The organism is Croceivirga lutea (assembly GCF_014235875.1).
In the GTDB taxonomy this organism is placed as follows: domain Bacteria; phylum Bacteroidota; class Bacteroidia; order Flavobacteriales; family Flavobacteriaceae; genus Croceivirga; species Croceivirga lutea.
The window spans coordinates 630,079-649,062 of sequence record NZ_JACJUK010000001.1 but is presented as its reverse complement, the minus strand read 5'-3'; the positions used below and the strand labels follow the sequence as shown (position 1 = coordinate 649,062).

The following is an 18,984-nucleotide window of genomic DNA, read 5'->3' as shown; positions in this document are numbered from 1 at the left end:
AGAAAAAATAGAATAGTCTGAATTCTTAATTAATGTTGTGAACAGATGAAAAATGTGTGTTTTACCGATTATACAATGCATTTTGTCGATAAAAGGAAAGAAATTCTAAGAATTATATTGAGTTAGGATTTTACAAACGTTAGGGTAATTTTGGTGCCAACCTTGCTATTATTTTCAATTTGTAATTGACCACCATTAAGTTCAATAAGCTCTTTACAAAGTTGTAACCCCAAACCGGTTCCTTTTTCATTAAGCGTGCCCCTTTTGGTAGGAACTGTCTCTTTTTTATTTAATGAATTAATAACAGCATCAGATATTCCGATGCCATTATCTTCTATTGACAGTGAAAGATTTTCCTGTTCTTCTTTTGATTTCAAATAAATACGCCCATTCTTATTGGTAAATTTAATTGCATTTGACAACAGGTTTCTAAGAATTATTTTTAAATGATTAGAATCTATTAAAACAAAGTGTTTTGAATAAATTTCTTGGGTTAACATAATGTTCTTTTTTTCAATATTTTCTAAAAATATGCTGTGAACATTTTCAAAAGTTTCTAGCAAATTTGTTTTAACTGGTGTAGCCGTAAAACCATTCATTTGTGAATTTGCCCAGATTAACAAATTACTCAGCATGTAAGAATTCTGGTCTACATTATCTTTTAATCGTAATGTGATTTTCGCAATTTCTTGGTCAGAAATCTCCTTCTCTTTGTAAAGTTCTAAAAGCTCTTGTAGGGTACTAATAGGGGAGCGTAAGTCGTGCCCAATAATAGTAAATATTTTGTCTTTAGTTGAGTTTAACTCTTGTAATTTAAGATTCGCCTTTTTTTGATTTTTTACATTATTCTTTATTAACCATAAGATTGCTAATAAGGCTATAATTAGCAGAAGTGTTATAGTTATGATTTGATTTCTGCGAGCTAACTTTTTTTCGTTTTGAATAGTTATCAAAGCTCTTTCAGAATCAAACTGTTGCTTAGCACGTAAAAATTTAAGTTCCCTGGCGGCCTCTGATTCATTAAATATTTCTTTTAAATTATCTGATAAATCAAAATATTCTAACGCCTTATCAAATTGCTGTTGTTCAACTGCTATTGTTTTTAAATTGTCTAGTGCTGCAATTGTTTTAGAAGTATCCTTTAATTCTTCTGATTCTGTATAACTTAAAGTTGAATAGTGTAAAGCTTCATCATAATCTTTTTTAGCTAAAGCAATTTTAGATTTTAAAAGATAGACCTCTAGATTTTCTCTTCTGTTTACTAAACCACCAATTATACTATCAGCTTTTTTCATCCAACTAGTTGCTTTAGAATAAGACTGTTTTGTTAAATAATATTCTGCTCTAGCCCTATATATTCTAAAAGCCCAAAGTGGGTCTATTTTTGGATTTAAAATCTTAATTCCCAAGTCATTATATTTAATAAAATCCTCATATTTTTGAGCTCTTAAAGAATTTAATGACATATTAGAAAGTGCAGAAACACGTCTGGTATTTTCTTGTAGTAAATTCCAAATACTATCTGCAATAATGTACTCGGCTTCAGCTTCATCAAAAAGACGATAATTGGAATATAAAAAGCCTAAGTTTTGTCTTAAAATAGCTTCATCTTTAATTAATTTATTTTGTTGAGATAGCTCAATTGCTTCGTAAGTATTTCGCAACATATTGTTCAATCTACCTTCAAAATAGCTATTGATAGCTTTGGCTTTTAATAAGTCAATTTTAACTTTAAACTGCTCTGGTTGAGTTATTAAACTATCAGCAGTTTTATATAATTTATCTACTTGTGTTTGATTGCCTTTTTCTATATAGTAATCTGCTTGCTTTATTAAAGAGTTTATATATCCATCTAGATAGGTTTTATTACGATTTAGCTTAATAGCTTCATCAGCATAAAACTTAATACTATCAGGATTTCTGAATATGTAAAGGCTGGCAATATTATTTAGAATGTCTATTCTTTGTTTAACTGGGAAACCTTCAAAAGTTTCAGAATCTTGATAAAGGGTTAATAGGCTATCTTTTTTGTTTTGTTGTGAAATAACATCCTCTGGTAACGCCAAAATGAGTAACGTTAAGAAGGTACTTATAACTATGCTAACTCTCATTTAAAATTTGGAAATTTAAGGGTAACGGTAGTTCCATTTTCATCATTACTTTTGATATCTATTGAACCTTTATTAAGTTCCACTAAGGCTTTAGTTAAGTGTAAACCAATACCAGTTCCTTTTTCATCATTGGTTCCTAACTCTGGTTCAACTACTTGGCCATTTTCTATGGCCTCTAACGTTTGTGTGCTTATAACAGGACCAACATTGGAGATGGAAATAAAGGTATAATTTCCTTCTTTAAAAGAACTAAATTTTATTGTTGAATTCGTAGGCGAGAATTTTAAGGCGTTAGAAACAAGGTTTTTTAAAATTATTTTTAAGTGTTCAGCATCACTGTAAACTGTAGCACTTTCTTCAACTTGTTTTCTACATAGTTGTTTTTTCTCTCTATTTAAATTATTAAAAGAGTCGCATACAGTATTTATTGTCGTTAGCAAATACACTTCTTTTGGATTGGTTGGTAAACCATTCATTTGAATTTTTGCCCATAACAAAAGGTTATTCAACATAAACGAATTGAGTTCAACATTTTCTTTTAGCTTTGGCGTCATTGAATGAATATCTTCATCTGATATATTGGTGTTTTTATAATGCTCTAAAATTTCTTGAAGCGTATTTATTGGAGCCTTTAAATCTTTACCAATAATTGAAAAAATTCGGTCTTTAGTAAAATTTGATTCTTTTAGTTTGTTAAAGGCTTTTTTCTGATTTCTTGCATTTCTACTTATTAAATAAAAGAGTAATCCGAGGACAATTAAAATACCTATAGAGAATATTAAGACTATATTTCTTAGGCTAAGTTGTTTTTCATTTTCTAGCTTTAATCTTTCTTTATTTAATAGATGTTGGTTTTGCGTTTCTAAAAGTAGAAATCTGGTTTTGTTTTCAGATTCTAAAATTGAGTCAGAAAGGTGGTTTGCTAACTGTAAATTCTCTAAGGCCTCAACGGTGTTATTTTGTTTTGATGCAATACGATATATAATTTTTGAAGCACTTACAATACCCTGATGATAATCAATTTCAGAAGCTGCTACCTTAGCTTTTTTGGCATGTTTATAACTCTCATCCAAGTTATCTAACTCAAAGTAAACTTTGGCATACCCAATTTCATTTTCAGCAAGTCTTTGATTATCTCTTACATTTTTGAGTAAATTACTTGAAGCATCAAAATTTTCTAGTGCTTTTGAATATTTTTTTTCTTTAATATGAACCTCTCCAAGTGTGGTCCAAGTAAAAGCTTCCCATGAATAGAAATTAGTCTTTTGAAATGTTTTAATTGCTTCTTTACTGTAAGCCTTTGCATTTTTTAAATTTCCGGTTTGTAGATTCAAATAACCAAGATTGCTTAATACCTCTGCTTTAAGTTCTTCGTCTTTATAACTTTCTAAAACGGCAAGTGCTTTTTGGTAATAGGGCTGTGCTTGTTCATGGTCTTTTAAAATAGAGAAACTTGTGGCTAAATTCATTGCAAAAAGAGCTTGCATTTGTTGATTTTTTGAGCTATCTGCCTCCTCTTCTCCTTGTTTGCATAGGAGATAAGCTTTAGGAAAATCACCCATCATAAAACGCCCCATGGCATTTGAATTTAGACTTTTTAATTTAATAGTATCAGCACCTACACCTCGTGCTAAATTTTCAGCCTTACTTACCAGTTCAAACCCTTTTTCAAACTCTGCATTTAATATATGATACTCACCAACTGATAAGTTACCACCCGCTAAACCTTTTTGGTAGTTGATTTCTTTACTTAACTCAATAACGCGGTTTCCATAGAACCTTAAGCTATCATGGTTGTGATAAATGTAGCTTCTAGAAATTTTAAAGAGTAAATCAATGTAGTTTGTATTTTGAGGGTTAAAATTGTCTTGTAACTCAATGGTTACAATCTTCTGATGTAAACTGTCTATCAGATTTTTTTGTCCGAATGCAGAAATTGAAATACAAAAAAATACAAGAAAAAATATCAGGTATAAACATGAGAATTTTCGCTGCAAAATGGGGATGAATCTGCTTGTCAAATTAGTGGTGTTGATTGAATATTCTTAATTAAGTTACTTAAAATTCTTTATAGTTGATTTAAAAAAGAAATTAGTGAATTTAACTTTGACAGGTTTAATAAAAAGAATTACCTTTGCATCCGCTGAAAAACGGTGGTTGTAGCTCAGCTGGTTAGAGCGCCGGATTGTGGTTCCGGAGGTCGCCGGTTCGAACCCGGTCTTCCACCCAAATAAAAAGCCGTTCATTTGAACGGCTTTTTTTGTTTTATCTTCAGTTTATAACGGGTTTATCTACAACAATTTTGTTAGCTCTATTGGCTACTTCCCAGGCTGTATGAAAAACTAACCTTGTTCTATTCTGTAGTAAATCGTAATTTATTTTATCAGGGGTATCTCCTGGTCTATGATAATCTTCGTGAGTGCCATTAAAATAAAAGATTATAGGAATATTGTTTTTAGCAAAATTATAATGATCACTACGGTAATAAAACCTATTGGGGTCGTTCTCATCATTATACGTATAATCCAATTCCAATTGGGCATATTTACTATTAACTTCCTCCGATAATTCATGTAGTTCAGTACTTAATTTATCTGAGCCAATTAAATAAATGTAATTTCTATCTCCTTCTCGGTTTGGGTCAATTCTACCTATCATATCTATATTCAAATTGGCTACCGTTTTTTCTAAAGGAAAAATGGGTTCAAAGTCAGTATAATACTTAGACCCTAAAAGACCTTTTTCTTCACCTGTAACATGCAAAAATACTATGGAACGTTTTGGCCCATTTCCTTCATCTGCCGCTTTTTTAAAGGCTTCGGCAATCTCTAAAAGAGCAACGGTTCCAGAACCATCATCATCTGCACCATTATTTATTTGGCCATCGTTAGATATACCTATATGATCTAGGTGAGAAGAAATTACCACATACTCTTCTGGCAACTCATTCCCTTTTAAAAATGCCACTACATTTTCAGAATTTATTTTCTTGTTACCGCTTTTAATATTTAAGTCAAGGTCTACCTCAATTTCTTTAGAAGAAGTAGCAGAACCTACTATCTTTTTAAATTGATTTCCAAGATTTTGGTTAACCATAATCATTGGTAAATCTGCACTACTATTAGTAGCTAATTTTAAAATTTCTCTTGAACTATTGGCAATGTATTCAAATCTTGATAATAATCTGGAATAATTATTATTTTTAATAAGTAGTATGCCTTTCGCCCCTTTGTCGTAGGCTATTTTTAAACGGTCAGATAAAGATTCATTAAAATTGCCCCATTTAGACGGTAGCGCAGTGCCACTAATTACGTACGTTCCATCTGTATTTTTAGGCTCACCAAAGTTGATAAGAACTACTTTGTTAGTAACATCAATAGTTGAATAATCAGAATAGCCATCAGTTTCAATTCCAAAATTGGCGTAAACAATTTTGTCTAAACTGGTTTCCATACTAGAAAATGTAATAAAATCAGTTCCTATCTTATATTCTTTACCATTCAAAACTATAGTGCCTGTAGGGACTTTACTTATTTCTAAAGGAACATCTTGAAAATAATCTCCATCTTCTTGAGCCGGTTGTATATTCAAACTTTCATATTCATTTTTCAAATATTCCACAGCCAATTTTTGCCCTTTGGAACCGGTATTTCTACCTTCAAATTCATCAGAAGCATAGGTGTACAAATGTTCTTTAAGTTCAGTTTCAGTTATAGTGTTTGCATAAACTATAGGTGAAACCGTTTCTTTTTCTGTTTTTGAATTTTCTGTAACGGATTTTTGAGAAGAGTTACATGCCAGAAACCCTAGGGTTACTGCTAGAAGAATTTTCTTCATTTACTTATTTTTTATGTTATAAAAATAGGTATAAGATGTTAATAATCAATTCAAATAATTAGAGGCCGATTTTCTGTAGTAGATTGGATTCTTACCGGTAATTTCTTTGAACTGTTTATTAAAATTAGATATAGAGTTAAATCCACAATCTAATGCAATTTGGTTGACACTTTTATCTAGTTGTGTAATAAGTTTTTGTTTGGCATGGTGTATTCTAACTTCACTTAAAAACTCGAAAAACGTTTTGTTGGTACGCTGTTTAAAAAAACGACAAAATGCATTTTTACTCATATGCACTTTATTAGATACCTCTTCTAATTTTATGGGATTTGCATAATATTCTAGTACATAATTCATAACAGTTTGTAGGCGTTCACCTTGATTTTTTGGTATTTTGGATAAACCTCCAAATAACTGTATTGATTCGCTTTGAAATTCGGCAATACTATTTAGTAATTGTAAAAGACCTAAAACGTTTAGAAATTTTGAATTCGTTGTAAATGAAGTAAAGATTGCCTTTATTTCTTTGGAGGGATTAGCGCATTTAAATCCGTTTTCAATATAGTTAAAGCTATTTTCTACTACTTCCATTTCTTCAAGATTGAAAAAAGATGTTCCGAATCCGTTTTTTAAAAAGAATATGGTAATCATATGACTTTGCTTATCCTTACCATCACTTTTGAATAAATGTGGAAGATTAGAACCAATACCAATTAAATCCCCTTTAGAAAAGGTACTTACGTTGTTCCCAATCAACAGTTGACCAGAACCTGAAACAATTAGACTTAATTGAATTTCTTCATGCTGATGATACCTATCATAAAATTCTGGAACCTTGTCTATTTGAATTGTAATGTTCTGATGCGGTGGTTTAGGAATGGTAAACGGATATATCTTCATTGACTATAAAATTACCTCAATATTTAAAATTATGATTAAATAATGGGTAATATAAAGGCAAAAATGGCGAATATCTATTTATCTTTTTATTTAGAAGCAGTATAATTTTATACCAATTCAAATTAGAACTTATGAAATGGAAAGGTGTAATGCCCGCAATCACTACAAAGTTTACAGAACAAGATGAGTTAGATTTAGAAATGTTTACTGTAAATCTCAACGCTCAGGTTGAAGCAGGAGCAAGTGCAATTATTTTAGGAGGAAGTTTGGGAGAGGCAAGTACCTTAACTAGGTATGAGAAACAACAATTGGTTGAACATACCAAAGCGCAATTAAATGGCGCTGTACCTGTAATTATGAACATTGCTGAACGCTCAACTAAAGCGGCAATTCAACTTGCTCAAAATGCTAAAGATTGGGGTGCTGAGGGTTTAATGTTATTGCCTCCAATGCAATATAAAGCCACAGATTTTGAGGTGGTAGCATATTTTAAAGCTATTGCTAGCAGTACAGACTTACCTATCATGATTTATAATAATCCTGTTGATTATAAAATCATGGTAACACTAAAAATGTTCGAAGAATTATTGAAATGCAAAAATATTACTGCGGTTAAAGAGTCTACCAGAGATATTTCTAATATTAACCGCTTACGAAACGCTTTTGGAAACAATTTAAGTATTCTTTGTGGGGTAGATACCTTAGCTTTAGAAAGTTTATTAATTGGTGCAGACGGTTGGGTTGCAGGTTTGGTTTGCGCTTATCCTAAAGAAACGGTTGCCATTTATAAATTAGCAAAAGCAGGTAAGGTTAAAGAAGCTATAGCAATTTACAGATGGTTTTTACCTTTATTAGAATTAGATATAAATCCTCAACTTGTACAAAATATTAAGTTAGCCGAAGTAGCTACGGGAATTGGTACTGAAAATGTGCGCTCACCAAGATTACCATTACAAGGAGAAGAAAGAAAACGAGTTCAAAAAATTATTAATGATGCTATGGCCTCTAGGCCTGTATTACCAGATTACAAATCTTTATGATAACAGGAAAAAATTATATAGGGAATGCTTTAAAAGGAAGTGGTTCTAAAACTTTTAAAACGTTTAATCCACAGCTAAACAAAGAAACCAGTTGGCAGTTTATTGAAGCTACTGAAGAAGAGCTTAAAGAGGCCGTTACCTTAGCTTGGGATGCTTTTAAAGAATTTCAGAAAACAACTGGAACTCAAAAAGCAACATTTTTACGTGCAATTGCTGATGAAATAGAAGCTCTGGATAACGAGTTAATAGAAACCTATTGTGCCGAATCTGGATTGCCAGAAGGTAGGGCAAAAGGGGAAAGAGGTAGAACCTGTTTTCAACTTCGAATGTTTGCAGATTTGGTGGAAGACGGTTCTTGGGTTGATGCTTCAATTGATATAGCTAATAAGGACAGGCAGCCAAATCCTAAACCTGATTTGCGTAAAATGCTAATCCCAATAGGACCCATAGCTGTTTTTGGAGCAAGTAACTTTCCTTTAGCCTATAGTACTGCTGGTGGAGACACCGCCAGTGCTCTGGCGGCTGGTTGTCCTGTGGTTGTTAAAAGTCATCCCATGCATGCTGGTACAGGTGAACTTGTGGCCTCTGCAATACTAAAAGCTGCTAAAAACACAAAAATGCCGAATGGCGTGTTTTCTAATTTAAACAGTAGTGGCATTGAAGTGGGTAAATTATTGGTAAACCACCCTTTAATTAAAGGAGTTGGATTTACAGGTAGTATAGGTGGTGGTAGGGCCCTTTTTAATATGGCTGCAGAGCGAGAAGAACCTATTCCTGTTTTTGCTGAAATGGGAAGTATCAATCCGGTTATAGTGTTACCTAAAGCTTTAAAACAAAAGGGAAAAGAGTGGGCTAAAAAGTATGCTTCTTCAATAACCCTAGGTACGGGTCAATTTTGTACCAATCCAGGATTAATCCTTGGAATTGCGGGTGAAGAGTTAGAAGATTTTATTTCAACTTTAGGTGAAGAAATTGAAAAGGTGGAGCCCATGTGCATGTTAAATCCGGGTATTCTATCTCGTTATGAAGAGAACAAGAAAAAAATGTTAGCAGAGAATGATGTGAGCATTGTTACAGATTATTCTAGTAATGTTCCTCAAAATTATGCTAAGCAGGCTGTTATAACGGCAGATGGAGAAAGTTTTTTAAAGAACCCTCAACTACATCAAGAAGTTTTTGGACCATTTTCTCTAGTGGTTAAGTTCCAAAATAAAGAGCAATTAACAGAAGCAATAGCAAATTTAGAAGGACAATTAACAGGAACTTTTATTTCAGAAGATAATGAAGTTGAAGACTACGGTGATGTTGTGCACGCTTTACAAAATAGGGTAGGACGTGTAATTTTTAATGGAGTTCCTACTGGGGTTGAAGTTTGTACCGCAATGCAACATGGCGGCCCATATCCTGCTTCTACAGATAGCAGGTTCGGAGCTGTTGGTGTTCAAGGTATTCAACGTTGGGTAAGACCGTTAAGTTTTCAAGATTGGCCAAACCACCTGTTACCCGATGCTTTAAAAAACGATAATCCCTTGCAGATTTTAAGAACTGTAAATGGCGATAAAACAAAAGATGCAATCTAGGTTTTGAATTATATGTGGTTAACTAGCTAAATTCCGATAAATGAAAAAGATTGTTCTTACGTTAGTGGTCTTGTTACTTTTTCAAGGTGCCTTTTCTCAAAGTAAGGTGCTTAAAGAACTGGTATCAGAATATGAATCTTTTAGCGCGTACGATACTAACGTATTTCCATTAGGATTACATACAGATAGTATTGAGCTCATAAAGGCAAATTTTGCTCAAAATTTGCTATCAAAACTTAAGACTGTAACCGTATCATCTTTATCCGAAACTGAGCTGATTACAAAGGAATTATTGCAATTTAGATTACAGAATCAAGTTGATTCGTACAAGTATGGTATGCATTTGAATCCACTATTAGCAGATGCTGGTTTTCACTTAAATTTAAATTATCGAATAAGGCCATTGTTAAATAAGAAAAATGCAGAACAGTATTTAAAAATGCTGAAATCCATACCAGATTTTACAGAGCAACATTTTAAACTTATAAGACAGGGGGTAGCTCAAGGTATTTCGCAACCAAGTGTAATATTCACTGGTTATGAAAGCACCTATAATGACCATATTGTTTCTGAACCGTCTGATAGTCCATTCTTTCAGCCTTTTAAAGATTTACCAAATACTTTTTCAGAAATAGAGAAAAAACAAATGCAAACAGAGGCAAAAGCCATAATTGCACAATACGTGATACCCTCTTTTAAAAAAATTCAGCAATTTTTTGAAAAGGAATACCTACCACAAACGCGTAAAAACATTGGTGTATTTAACACACCAAACGGTGAAGCCTTTTATCAAAATAGAATTAACTATTACACTACTAGCAAAGCTTACACCGCTGATGATATTCATAAAATAGGACTTAAAGAAGTAGCAAGAATTAGAGCTGAGATGGAAAAGATTATTTCAGATTTGAATTTTGAAGGTTCTTTTGATGACTTTCTTGTTTTTCTACGTACAAATGAACAATTCTATGCCAAAACAGGTGAAGAATTGTTAATACGAGCTCGTGATATTGCCAAACGAATAGATGCCGAATTACCCAAATTTTTTAAAACCTTACCTAGAACTCCGTATGGAGTTAAAAAGGTTCCAGATGCGATAGCTCCAAAGTATACAGGTGGGCGCTATTCAGGACCAAGAAGTAAAACAGAACCGGGCTATTACCTAGTTAATACGTACAAATTGAGCAGTAGACCGCTTTATGTATTACCATCCTTAACAGCTCATGAGGCTGTACCTGGGCATCATTTACAAGGTTCTTTAAATAGAGAGTTAGGAGACAGTATACCAAATTTTAGACGCAGAACTTATCTTTCAGCTTATGGCGAAGGCTGGGCTTTGTACACTGAATTTTTGGCAAATGAATTCGGTATCTATACTACACCTTATGAGGAGTTTGGAAAACTAACCTACGAAATGTGGAGAGCATGCAGATTGGTTGTAGATACGGGTATACATGCTAAAGGTTGGTCTAGACAACAAGTAGTTGATTACATGTTAAAAAATACCGCTTTATCTGAGCACGAAGTTAATACGGAAACGGATAGATACATTTCTTGGCCTGGTCAGGCATTATCCTATAAAATGGGCGAACTTAAAATTAGAGAGCTTCGAAAGAAAGCCGAAAAAGAATTGGGTGATAATTTTAATATTCGTGCCTTTCATGAGGTTATTTTAGAACAAGGAACAGTTACCTTACCTACTCTTGAAAGGCGAATTAACGCATATATCAACAATAACAAATCTAAAAATTGAAATATACATTTGATTGCATAGATGCCCATACTTGCGGTAACCCTGTTAGACTTGTAAAAACCAATAAACCTGAACTTATTGGGGTAACTATGAATGAAAAAAGGCTCCATTTTATAAAGGAATTTGATTGGATTAGAACAGGATTAATGTTCGAACCCCGTGGGCATGATATGATGAGTGGTAGCTTACTTTATCCTCCCCATAATCCGGAAAATGATGTTGCTGTTTTATTCATAGAAACTAGCGGATGTTTACCTATGTGCGGCCATGGAACTATAGGCACCATTACTATTGCTTTAGAAGAAGGTCTAGTAAAGCCTAAAGTTGAAGGTAAGTTAAAAATGGAAGCTCCTGCTGGTTTAGTAGAAATAACGTACCAAATGAAACATGGGAAAGTGGAATGGGTAAAGCTAACTAATGTAAAGAGTTATTTAGCGGCAGAAAGTCTTATCGTAGAAAATTCTAAGCTTGGACCATTAACATTTGATGTGGCCTATGGGGGTAATTTTTATGCAATTATTGATCCTCAAGAAAACTTTTCTGGGTTAGAAAATTATACGGCAGACATTTTGGTAAGTATGGCAAGAGAAATTAGGACTAAAATAAACGCTAAATACCCAAATAAATTTATACATCCGGAAGAAAGTTCTATAAATGGAATTTCTCACATAATGTGGACGGGTAAAACAATTGATAGTAATTCTTCTGGCAGAAATGCTGTTTTTTATGGTGATAAAGCAATTGACCGTTCCCCGTGTGGTACAGGAACTTCGGCAAGAATGGCTCAATTATTTGCTAAAAACGAACTTAGAGTTCAAGAAGAGTTTATTCATGAAAGTTATATAGGTTCCAAATTTGTTGGAAAAATAGAATCAATTACAAAATTGGGTAACAAAGAAGCAATTGTACCAAGTATTCAGGGTTGGGCTAAAATATATGGTCATAATACCATAACCATAGATACAGAAGATGACCCGTATGCTCACGGTTTTCAAGTAATTTAATTATGGCAAAGAAGGTTGTAGTTATCGGTGGTGGCATAATTGGTCTTTGTTCTGCGTATTATTTACAAAAAGAAGGTCACCAAGTAACGGTTATTGATAAATCTAGTATGGATGCTGGTGCTAGTTATGTAAATGCCGGTTATCTTACTCCAAGCCATATTATTCCATTAGCCTCACCTGGAATGATTTCGAAAGGATTGAAATATATGTTCAATTCGGCAAGTCCGTTTTACATGAAACCTAGATTAGATTATGACTTTTTAAAATGGGCTTGGGCATTTAAAAAATCATCAACGCCTAAAAAAGTAGATAAAGCTATGCCGTTAATTCGAGATATTAATCTACTGAGCAGAGATTTATATGATGAATTAAAAACGGATATAGCCTTCAAAGATTTTCATTATGAGCGTAAAGGTTTACTCATGTATTTTCAGACCCAAAAAGAAGGCGACCACGAAATTAAAGTAGCAGAAAGTGCAAAAAGGTTAGGTTTAGCTTCTTCGATTTTAGATATGGAAGGTATTTCAAAGGTTGAAACTGGTATTTCAGTTAATGCTTTAGGTGCAGTTCACTACCATTGTGATGGTCATACCACTCCGCTTAATTTTATGAAATTATTGAAAGCTAACTTAACTAAAAACGGAGTAAAAATTCTGAAAAACGAAGCTGTCATTGATTTTAAAATTACCAAAGATAAAATCAAATCGATTCAAACTACAACTACAAATTATCATTTTGATGAGGTGGTTCTAGCCACAGGTTCATGGTCTGGAAATTTAGCTAAAAAGCTCAAACTAGATTTACGTATTCAGGCAGGCAAAGGGTATTGTATAGATGAATTAAATCCAACAAATATTACCATGCCTGCCATTTTGTTAGAAGCTAAAATGGCAGTTACTCCAATGATTGGTTTTACCCGTTTTGCTGGTACTATGGAGTTTTCTGGTATAAATCATCAAATCAATAAAAAACGCGTTAACGCTATAGCTGATGGTGCTAAACGTTTTTATAACGGTTTACAAATTAACAGGGCTAGTAGTGCTAATGCTTCTTGTGGATTGAGACCGGTTAGTCCAGATGGTTTACCTTACATTGGTCGGGTTAAACACTTAAATAATTTATCAATAGCTACAGGGCATGCTATGATGGGTTGGAGCTTGGGTCCGGCAACAGGCAAACTAATTGCTGAACTAATTTCTGATAAAGTTACCTCTTTAAACATCTCTTCTTACAGTCCATTACGTACATTTTAAAGGTTACTGCAATTATTTTCTACATTTTCGATAACTAGACATGCGTAATGTTTAAAATAGTAGATAAACCAACTAACTTTGTACTATGATGAAATTTTACGGCTGTATACTATCATTTTTGCTAATAAGTTTGAGTTTTCAGGCTCAAGAAATAAGTACGTTATCTACGAAAGATTTCGACTTAAATGGGCAAGTAAAAACCTGTACTGTAGTTACAGATTATGGTCGTGAATTGTTTGAGTTTACTAAGGATGGTAAACTAACTAAAATAGTTACGCAGTACAATGAAGAAGATCAAGATATTACACACTTTGTATTTACGAATAATCTGTTAATAGAAAAGCGCGTAGAAAGCTATAAAAACGGTAAAATAGACATGAAAACCTCTATGGGTAATTTTTATGAGTATGATACTACTGGAACACAGCCTAAAATAGTTGAAAAAATAATTTCTTACGATAAAGCATTCTTTGAGAAACAGGAGCATTTGTTAAATGAAAATGGTGATATTTTTAAAATCATAGTTTCTCATGAAGATGGAGTGGATGAAAAACGTATTGAAAAATCAGAGTACAAGGGAGAATCAACCACAACATATTTTACAAATGAGGTAATCGAAAAATCAGTTCGGGTGTCATCTCAAAAATTAAAATCTGGTAAAACCTTAAAAATAGAATTAACCAAAGATTTTGTTGACGGTCAGCCAAGTGAAGCAAAAGAACTGCGTTATGCGGAAAACGGAAATTTACTATCCGAGGAACAATTTATATTTGATACCAAAACAGAACAGTTTGCATCTGAGATTAAAAGAACGTTTGTTTACAATAAAGAAGGTGTTTTGGAAAAAGAAATTATTCAACGCCAAAATTCAAAGTCAGAAAAAGGATATATTTTTCAGTATGATGCTAATCTTCAACCAAATTGGGTTAAGAAGATAATTACTCCTGATAATTCTTTTGTAACTAGAATTATCGAATATTACGAAGACCAGTCCGCTGACATTAAAGTTGAGTAGCTTGCCATTCTCGTTTTAGTAAACCATAACAACAGGTATTTCGTTTAAAACCATCGAGTAGGTAGACATCTTCTCGTAAAATACCTTCTAATTGAGCGCCCAGTTTTTCAACGGCTTTTCTAGATTTTACATTACGTTCATCCACCCTAAATTCTACCTTTTCAAATTCCATAGCTTCAAAAGCATGGTCTAGCATTAGCTTTTTCATTTGAGTATTTAAACCTGTGCCTTGAAAACCGCTTCCTATCCATGTAGAACCTATATGTAGTACCCTGTTTTTCCAGTTAATATTCATATACCGTGTACTGCCAGCATATAAGTTTAGTTGCTTGTCATATATTAAAAAAGGGATTGCAGCTTTCTTCTTTTTTAATTTTAAGGCAACCTCTACATAGTTTTGTAGCGCATCAACAGTTTCAATAGCTGAGGGTGAGAATTGGACCAATTTATGCTCAGAAGCCACAGGTATCAATTCTTTAAAGTTTACCAATGAGAGAGGAGTTAATTTAACTCGTTCGTTTTCTAACGTAAAATCTAGTATCATTTAAGTAAGGCATTAATAATTTCTGGCTTCATCTCATGACCTCCATCAAATTTTATGATTTCAGTTTCATTGGGAAAAAAGTTCTTTATTTTTTTTGTCTCGCCTACTAATCGTTCTTCATTTAAAAATACATCTTCGTTTCCATAAATAACTTTAACAGTGGTCTTGTTTTTAAGATGTAAAAAATCATCTGCCTTAAGTTCGTTTGGAATACCTCCGGCATATAAAAACAAATAGTCTATAACTAGCTTTCTTCTTGCGACCCAACGTGTAGCAATAGAAACGCCCTGAGAAAAACCAAAAAGAACTAATTTCTTATCCTTAGGTAAATTTTCTTTAATAAGAACAGCTTCTAAATACGCCAGCACATTTAAAATTTCTTTTTCGGTATTTTCTTTGGTCAACCAAGAAGCGCCAACATATTTATATTCATCTTTTAAGTAGTATTTAGAAGGTGCTTGCGGGGCAATTATATAGTGTTTATCTGACGGTAACGATTTAAAATGTCTAAGAAAATATTTTGATAAATAGCCAATACCGTGTAAAACTATCCAAATATGTGTGGTGTTTTTGGTTAATTCATTTAAAGTCTCATAAGTATTGGTAGTGGTATAACTCACTTGTTTGATTACCTGCTGCATTAAATGTGGTTTGGTTTCTGCTAAATTTTTCTATGCGTAACTTTGGTAAAAATATAAGAATGGAAGAACACAAGGCAAAGATTTTAGAAGTTTGTAATAGCATTTGTAAAGGCACCTTAATGGAAACCTTAGAAATAGAGTACGTTGATGTCGGCGAGAACTTTTTAATTGCTAAAATGCCTGTAAATTCTAGAGTATATCAACCAGATGGTGTGCTACATGGTGGTGCTACTGTTGCACTTGCCGAAAGTGTAGGTAGTGCAGCATCTTATATTTTTTTAGATAGAAACAAGTATGAGGTTCGGGGTATTGAGATTGCAGCTAATCATGTTAAGGGTATACGAGAAGGTTTTGTGTATGCAAGGGCTTCATTACTACATAAAGGAAGAACTACACAACTCTGGGAAATAAAGGTTACCAATGAAGAAGGTGCGTTAATTTCTAACTGTAAACTTACTACAATTGCACTTGCAAAAAACGAGTAATATTTTAGAACAGGCAGTTAAACATTCTGAAAGAAAACTGCCATTTGTTTTGTTCAGAAAACCTGGAGAAGAATTGATTCTTGGTGTGTTTCAAGATTCTAAAGAATTGTTTTTTTTTAATGATTACAATGCATCAGGATTCATTTTTGCACCCTTTGATATTGATGAAGCCGCTATTAAAGTTTTACCCGATAGGGTTTTACAAGAAAAGTATAAAGAAGTTGCGCCTTTAACGTTGAATGCTATAAAAGTTAACCAAGATGGTAAAGCCTCTTATTTGCAAAAAGTTGACAAGGCAATACATCAAATTGCTAATGGAGCCTTTAAAAAAGTTGTCTTTTCTAGAAGAATCGATGTTAGTACAAAAAGAAAATCTTCTGAACTCTTCCAAAACCTTTTGGCAAACTACGGCAATGCTTTTTGTTATTGGTTTTATCATCCTAAAGTAGGAGAGTGGTTTGGTGCAACTCCAGAACGTTTTTTACAGATAAAAGAACAAAAGCTACAGACCACTTCTTTGGCAGGAACTTTGCCCTTTAAAGAAAATGAGCTGCCAGATTGGTCTTCAAAGGAATTGGATGAACAACAAATTGTCACTGATGATATTGTTGGTAAACTTGCTAAACTAAATCTTAAGGCAACTATTAAAGGTCCCGTAAATACTAAAGCTGGAAAATTATGGCATTTAAAATCTACAATAGACGTTGATTTAAATTCAGAAGAAGATATTGCTGAAATAATTAAAAGCTTACATCCAACTCCAGCGGTTTGTGGTATGCCCACCCAACCTACAAAAGCATATATTTTAGAGAATGAAGGCTACAATAGAGGTTATTATACTGGTTTTCTAGGAGACTTGAATGTATTCAATAATACTGTTGATTTGTATGTTAATTTAAGGTGTATGTCTAAACACGATTCAAAAGTGAATATTTATGTAGGAGGCGGTCTCACCAAAGATTCTATTCCAGAGAAGGAGTGGCAAGAGACAGTTAATAAAAGTAAAACTATGTTGACACTTCTTTAATATAGTTTTTAAGACCCACAGGTTGTATTTTTGCAATAATGAAGTATTCTACTATTCCCACAGCTAAAAACTTAGTACAGCTTTTTAAATTAAAGGGAATTAAAGACATTATTATTTCTCCAGGTTCTAGAAATGCGCCTTTAATTTTAAGTTTTACAGCAGACCCTTTTTTCAATTGTTTTAGTATTGTAGACGAACGCTCGGCGGCTTTTTTTGCAACAGGTATTGCACAAAATCAACGTAGACCTGCTGCTGTTTTGTGTAGCTCGGGTAGTGCACTGTTAAATTACTATCCGGCAGTTGCCGAGGCATTTTACAGTGAGTTACCATTAATAGTAATTTCAGCAGATAGACCGCCTTACAAAATTGATATTGGTGATGGTCAAACTATACGGCAAGACAACGTTTTTTACAGGCATATTGGGTATTCTGCCAATTTAAAGTTAGATGTATCTCACGCTTATAATACCATAGCTCAATTTTCTCCTGAATTATTGGCAGAAAGTCAAGATGAGATAGACAGGTTTAACAAAAATCAAATTCTTGAAGCTTTGGGTACAGCATGCAGCAAATCGTTACCTGTACACATAAACATTCCGTTTGAAGAGCCTTTATATAACACTATTGATGATGATTCACCAATACTAGACACCGCTATTGTTACTGATAGCATTCATTTAGATGTTTCTGAGATTGAAGACTATAAAGCAATCTGGAATACAGCCTCAAAAAAATTGGTTTTGGTAGGGGTGAGTCACCCCAATGAAATTAATGTTGAGGTTTTAAATTCATTAATTGCAGACCCTTCTGTTTTAGTTTTTACAGAAACTACTTCTAATCTAAATCACCACGAAGTAATTTCAAGTATTGATAGTGTTATTTTTCCTATAGAGAAATCTACAAATAGTGAACATAGATTTAAAGAATTACAACCTGAGATTTTATTGACTTTTGGCGGATTGGTGGTCTCAAAAAAAGTAAAAGCATTTTTAAGAAAATATAAGCCTAAGCATCATTGGCATGTAGACATCACAAGAGCTTTTGACACCTATTTTTCGTTAACAAAACATTTTAAATGCCCGCCTCAAGAATTTTTGGATGCCATGCTAACCAATTATTCTTACGTTTCCAGTGATTATAACCCCAAATGGAAAAAAGTCAAAGAAAACTATTTAAAAAAACAACAAGAGTATCTTCAACAAATACCTTTTTCAGATTTCCTTGCATTTGATTTAATATTTAAAGCAATACCGAATAATTACCAAATGCATCTTTCTAACAGTTCTACCGTTAGGTATGCGCAATTATTTCCTATTAAGTCGAATCTAAAAGTTTATTGCAATAGAGGTACAAGCGGAATAGATGGTAGCACCTCTACGGCGGTTGGAGCTGCTTTTTATGAAAAAAAGCCAACCTTGTTAATATCTGGTGATTTAAGTTTTTTCTATGATAGCAATGCTTTATGGAATTCTTACGTTAAAAAAAATTTTAGAATAATTCTTATAAATAATTCAGGAGGTGGAATTTTTAGAATTTTACCAGGTAATGATGGTTCTGAAACTTTTGAAAAATATTTTGAAACAAAGCAAAACACCAATGTAGAGCATTTATGTCTACAGTTCGGAGTTGAATATTACGCTGCAAAAACTAAAGTTGAATTAGAAAATAATTTATCCGGATTTTTCAAAAATTCGGATGCTACTAGACTTTTAGAAGTATTTACACCTAGAGAAGTAAATAACAAAATTTTGCTTGGTTATTTTGATTTCATATCTTAGACCAAACACTAAACTC

The 18,984-nt window shown here is 33.1% G+C and carries 15 protein-coding genes and 1 tRNA gene; 10 read left to right on the top strand and 6 right to left on the bottom strand.

The genetic code is table 11. From position 1 onward, the window contains the following. Positions 1-122: 122 nt before the first annotated feature. On the bottom strand, positions 123-2,111 hold the full coding sequence (locus H5V42_RS03030; protein WP_185781641.1) for a tetratricopeptide repeat-containing sensor histidine kinase: 1,989 nt from the start codon (positions 2,109-2,111) through the stop codon (positions 123-125). Then, the gene (locus H5V42_RS03025) at positions 2,108-4,132 is read right to left on the bottom strand and encodes a tetratricopeptide repeat-containing sensor histidine kinase (protein WP_185781640.1); all 2,025 of its coding nucleotides are present in this window, start codon (positions 4,130-4,132) and stop codon (positions 2,108-2,110) included. Before H5V42_RS03025 ends, H5V42_RS03030 begins: the two co-directional genes overlap by 4 nt. A gap of 131 nt (positions 4,133-4,263) precedes the next feature. Here H5V42_RS03025 and H5V42_RS03020 point away from each other — a divergent pair. Next, positions 4,264-4,339: transfer RNA gene (locus H5V42_RS03020), tRNA-His, on the top strand. Positions 4,340-4,382: 43 nt separating this feature from the next. On the opposite strand, the gene H5V42_RS03015 is transcribed toward H5V42_RS03020, so the two are convergent. Further along, positions 4,383-5,948 carry a M28 family peptidase gene (locus H5V42_RS03015; protein ID WP_185781639.1) on the bottom strand — a complete coding sequence of 522 codons (1,566 nt, stop codon included), beginning with the start codon at positions 5,946-5,948 and terminating at the stop codon, positions 4,383-4,385. Positions 5,949-5,993: 45 nt separating this feature from the next. Further along, complete coding sequence (locus tag H5V42_RS03010; RefSeq protein WP_185781638.1) at positions 5,994-6,848, bottom strand: AraC family transcriptional regulator; 855 nt, start codon at positions 6,846-6,848, stop codon at positions 5,994-5,996. Between the two features lie 131 nt (positions 6,849-6,979). On the opposite strand from H5V42_RS03010, the gene H5V42_RS03005 reads away from it, so the two are divergent. From H5V42_RS03005 to H5V42_RS02980, 6 genes are all read left to right on the top strand, one after another. After that, the gene (locus H5V42_RS03005; protein ID WP_185781637.1) at positions 6,980-7,888 is read left to right on the top strand and encodes a dihydrodipicolinate synthase family protein; all 909 of its coding nucleotides are present in this window, start codon (positions 6,980-6,982) and stop codon (positions 7,886-7,888) included. Beyond that, positions 7,885-9,468 carry an aldehyde dehydrogenase (NADP(+)) gene (locus H5V42_RS03000; protein WP_185781636.1) on the top strand — a complete coding sequence of 528 codons (1,584 nt, stop codon included), beginning with the start codon at positions 7,885-7,887 and terminating at the stop codon, positions 9,466-9,468. Before H5V42_RS03005 ends, H5V42_RS03000 begins: the two co-directional genes overlap by 4 nt. Positions 9,469-9,508: 40 nt before the next feature. Continuing rightward, positions 9,509-11,221 (top strand): DUF885 domain-containing protein, encoded by a 1,713-nt coding sequence (locus H5V42_RS02995; protein WP_185781635.1) that lies wholly within the window; start codon positions 9,509-9,511, stop codon positions 11,219-11,221. Further along, positions 11,218-12,225, top strand: coding sequence for a 4-hydroxyproline epimerase (locus H5V42_RS02990; protein ID WP_185781634.1), 1,008 nt, complete (start codon positions 11,218-11,220; stop codon positions 12,223-12,225). Before H5V42_RS02995 ends, H5V42_RS02990 begins: the two co-directional genes overlap by 4 nt. 2 nt (positions 12,226-12,227) lie before the next feature. Continuing rightward, positions 12,228-13,478, top strand: coding sequence for an NAD(P)/FAD-dependent oxidoreductase (locus H5V42_RS02985; RefSeq protein WP_185781633.1), 1,251 nt, complete (start codon positions 12,228-12,230; stop codon positions 13,476-13,478). Positions 13,479-13,563: 85 nt separating this feature from the next. After that, positions 13,564-14,493 carry a hypothetical protein gene (locus H5V42_RS02980; RefSeq protein WP_185781632.1) on the top strand — a complete coding sequence of 310 codons (930 nt, stop codon included), beginning with the start codon at positions 13,564-13,566 and terminating at the stop codon, positions 14,491-14,493. Here the strand turns inward: H5V42_RS02980 and H5V42_RS02975 are convergent. Together H5V42_RS02975 and H5V42_RS02970 are read right to left on the bottom strand one after the other, a co-directional pair. Further along, positions 14,480-15,037 carry a GNAT family N-acetyltransferase gene (locus H5V42_RS02975; protein ID WP_185781631.1) on the bottom strand — a complete coding sequence of 186 codons (558 nt, stop codon included), beginning with the start codon at positions 15,035-15,037 and terminating at the stop codon, positions 14,480-14,482. The two genes, H5V42_RS02980 and H5V42_RS02975, sit on opposite strands and share 14 nt — an antisense overlap. Continuing rightward, entirely contained in the window at positions 15,034-15,678 is a 645-nt protein-coding gene (locus H5V42_RS02970; protein ID WP_185781630.1) for an alpha/beta hydrolase, read from the bottom strand. Before H5V42_RS02970 ends, H5V42_RS02975 begins: the two co-directional genes overlap by 4 nt. 59 nt (positions 15,679-15,737) lie before the next feature. Between H5V42_RS02970 and H5V42_RS02965 the strand changes: the two genes are divergently transcribed. The 3 genes from H5V42_RS02965 to menD are packed head-to-tail and all read left to right on the top strand — an operon-like array spanning position 15,738 to position 18,968. Beyond that, positions 15,738-16,163 (top strand): PaaI family thioesterase, encoded by a 426-nt coding sequence (locus H5V42_RS02965; protein WP_185781629.1) that lies wholly within the window; start codon positions 15,738-15,740, stop codon positions 16,161-16,163. Next, complete coding sequence (locus H5V42_RS02960; RefSeq protein ID WP_185781628.1) at positions 16,141-17,190, top strand: chorismate-binding protein; 1,050 nt, start codon at positions 16,141-16,143, stop codon at positions 17,188-17,190. The genes H5V42_RS02965 and H5V42_RS02960 overlap by 23 nt, the downstream gene beginning before the upstream one ends. A gap of 38 nt (positions 17,191-17,228) precedes the next feature. Then, on the top strand, positions 17,229-18,968 hold the full coding sequence (menD, locus tag H5V42_RS02955) for a 2-succinyl-5-enolpyruvyl-6-hydroxy-3-cyclohexene-1-carboxylic-acid synthase (protein WP_185781627.1): 1,740 nt from the start codon (positions 17,229-17,231) through the stop codon (positions 18,966-18,968). The last annotated feature ends 16 nt before the right edge of the window (positions 18,969-18,984 follow it).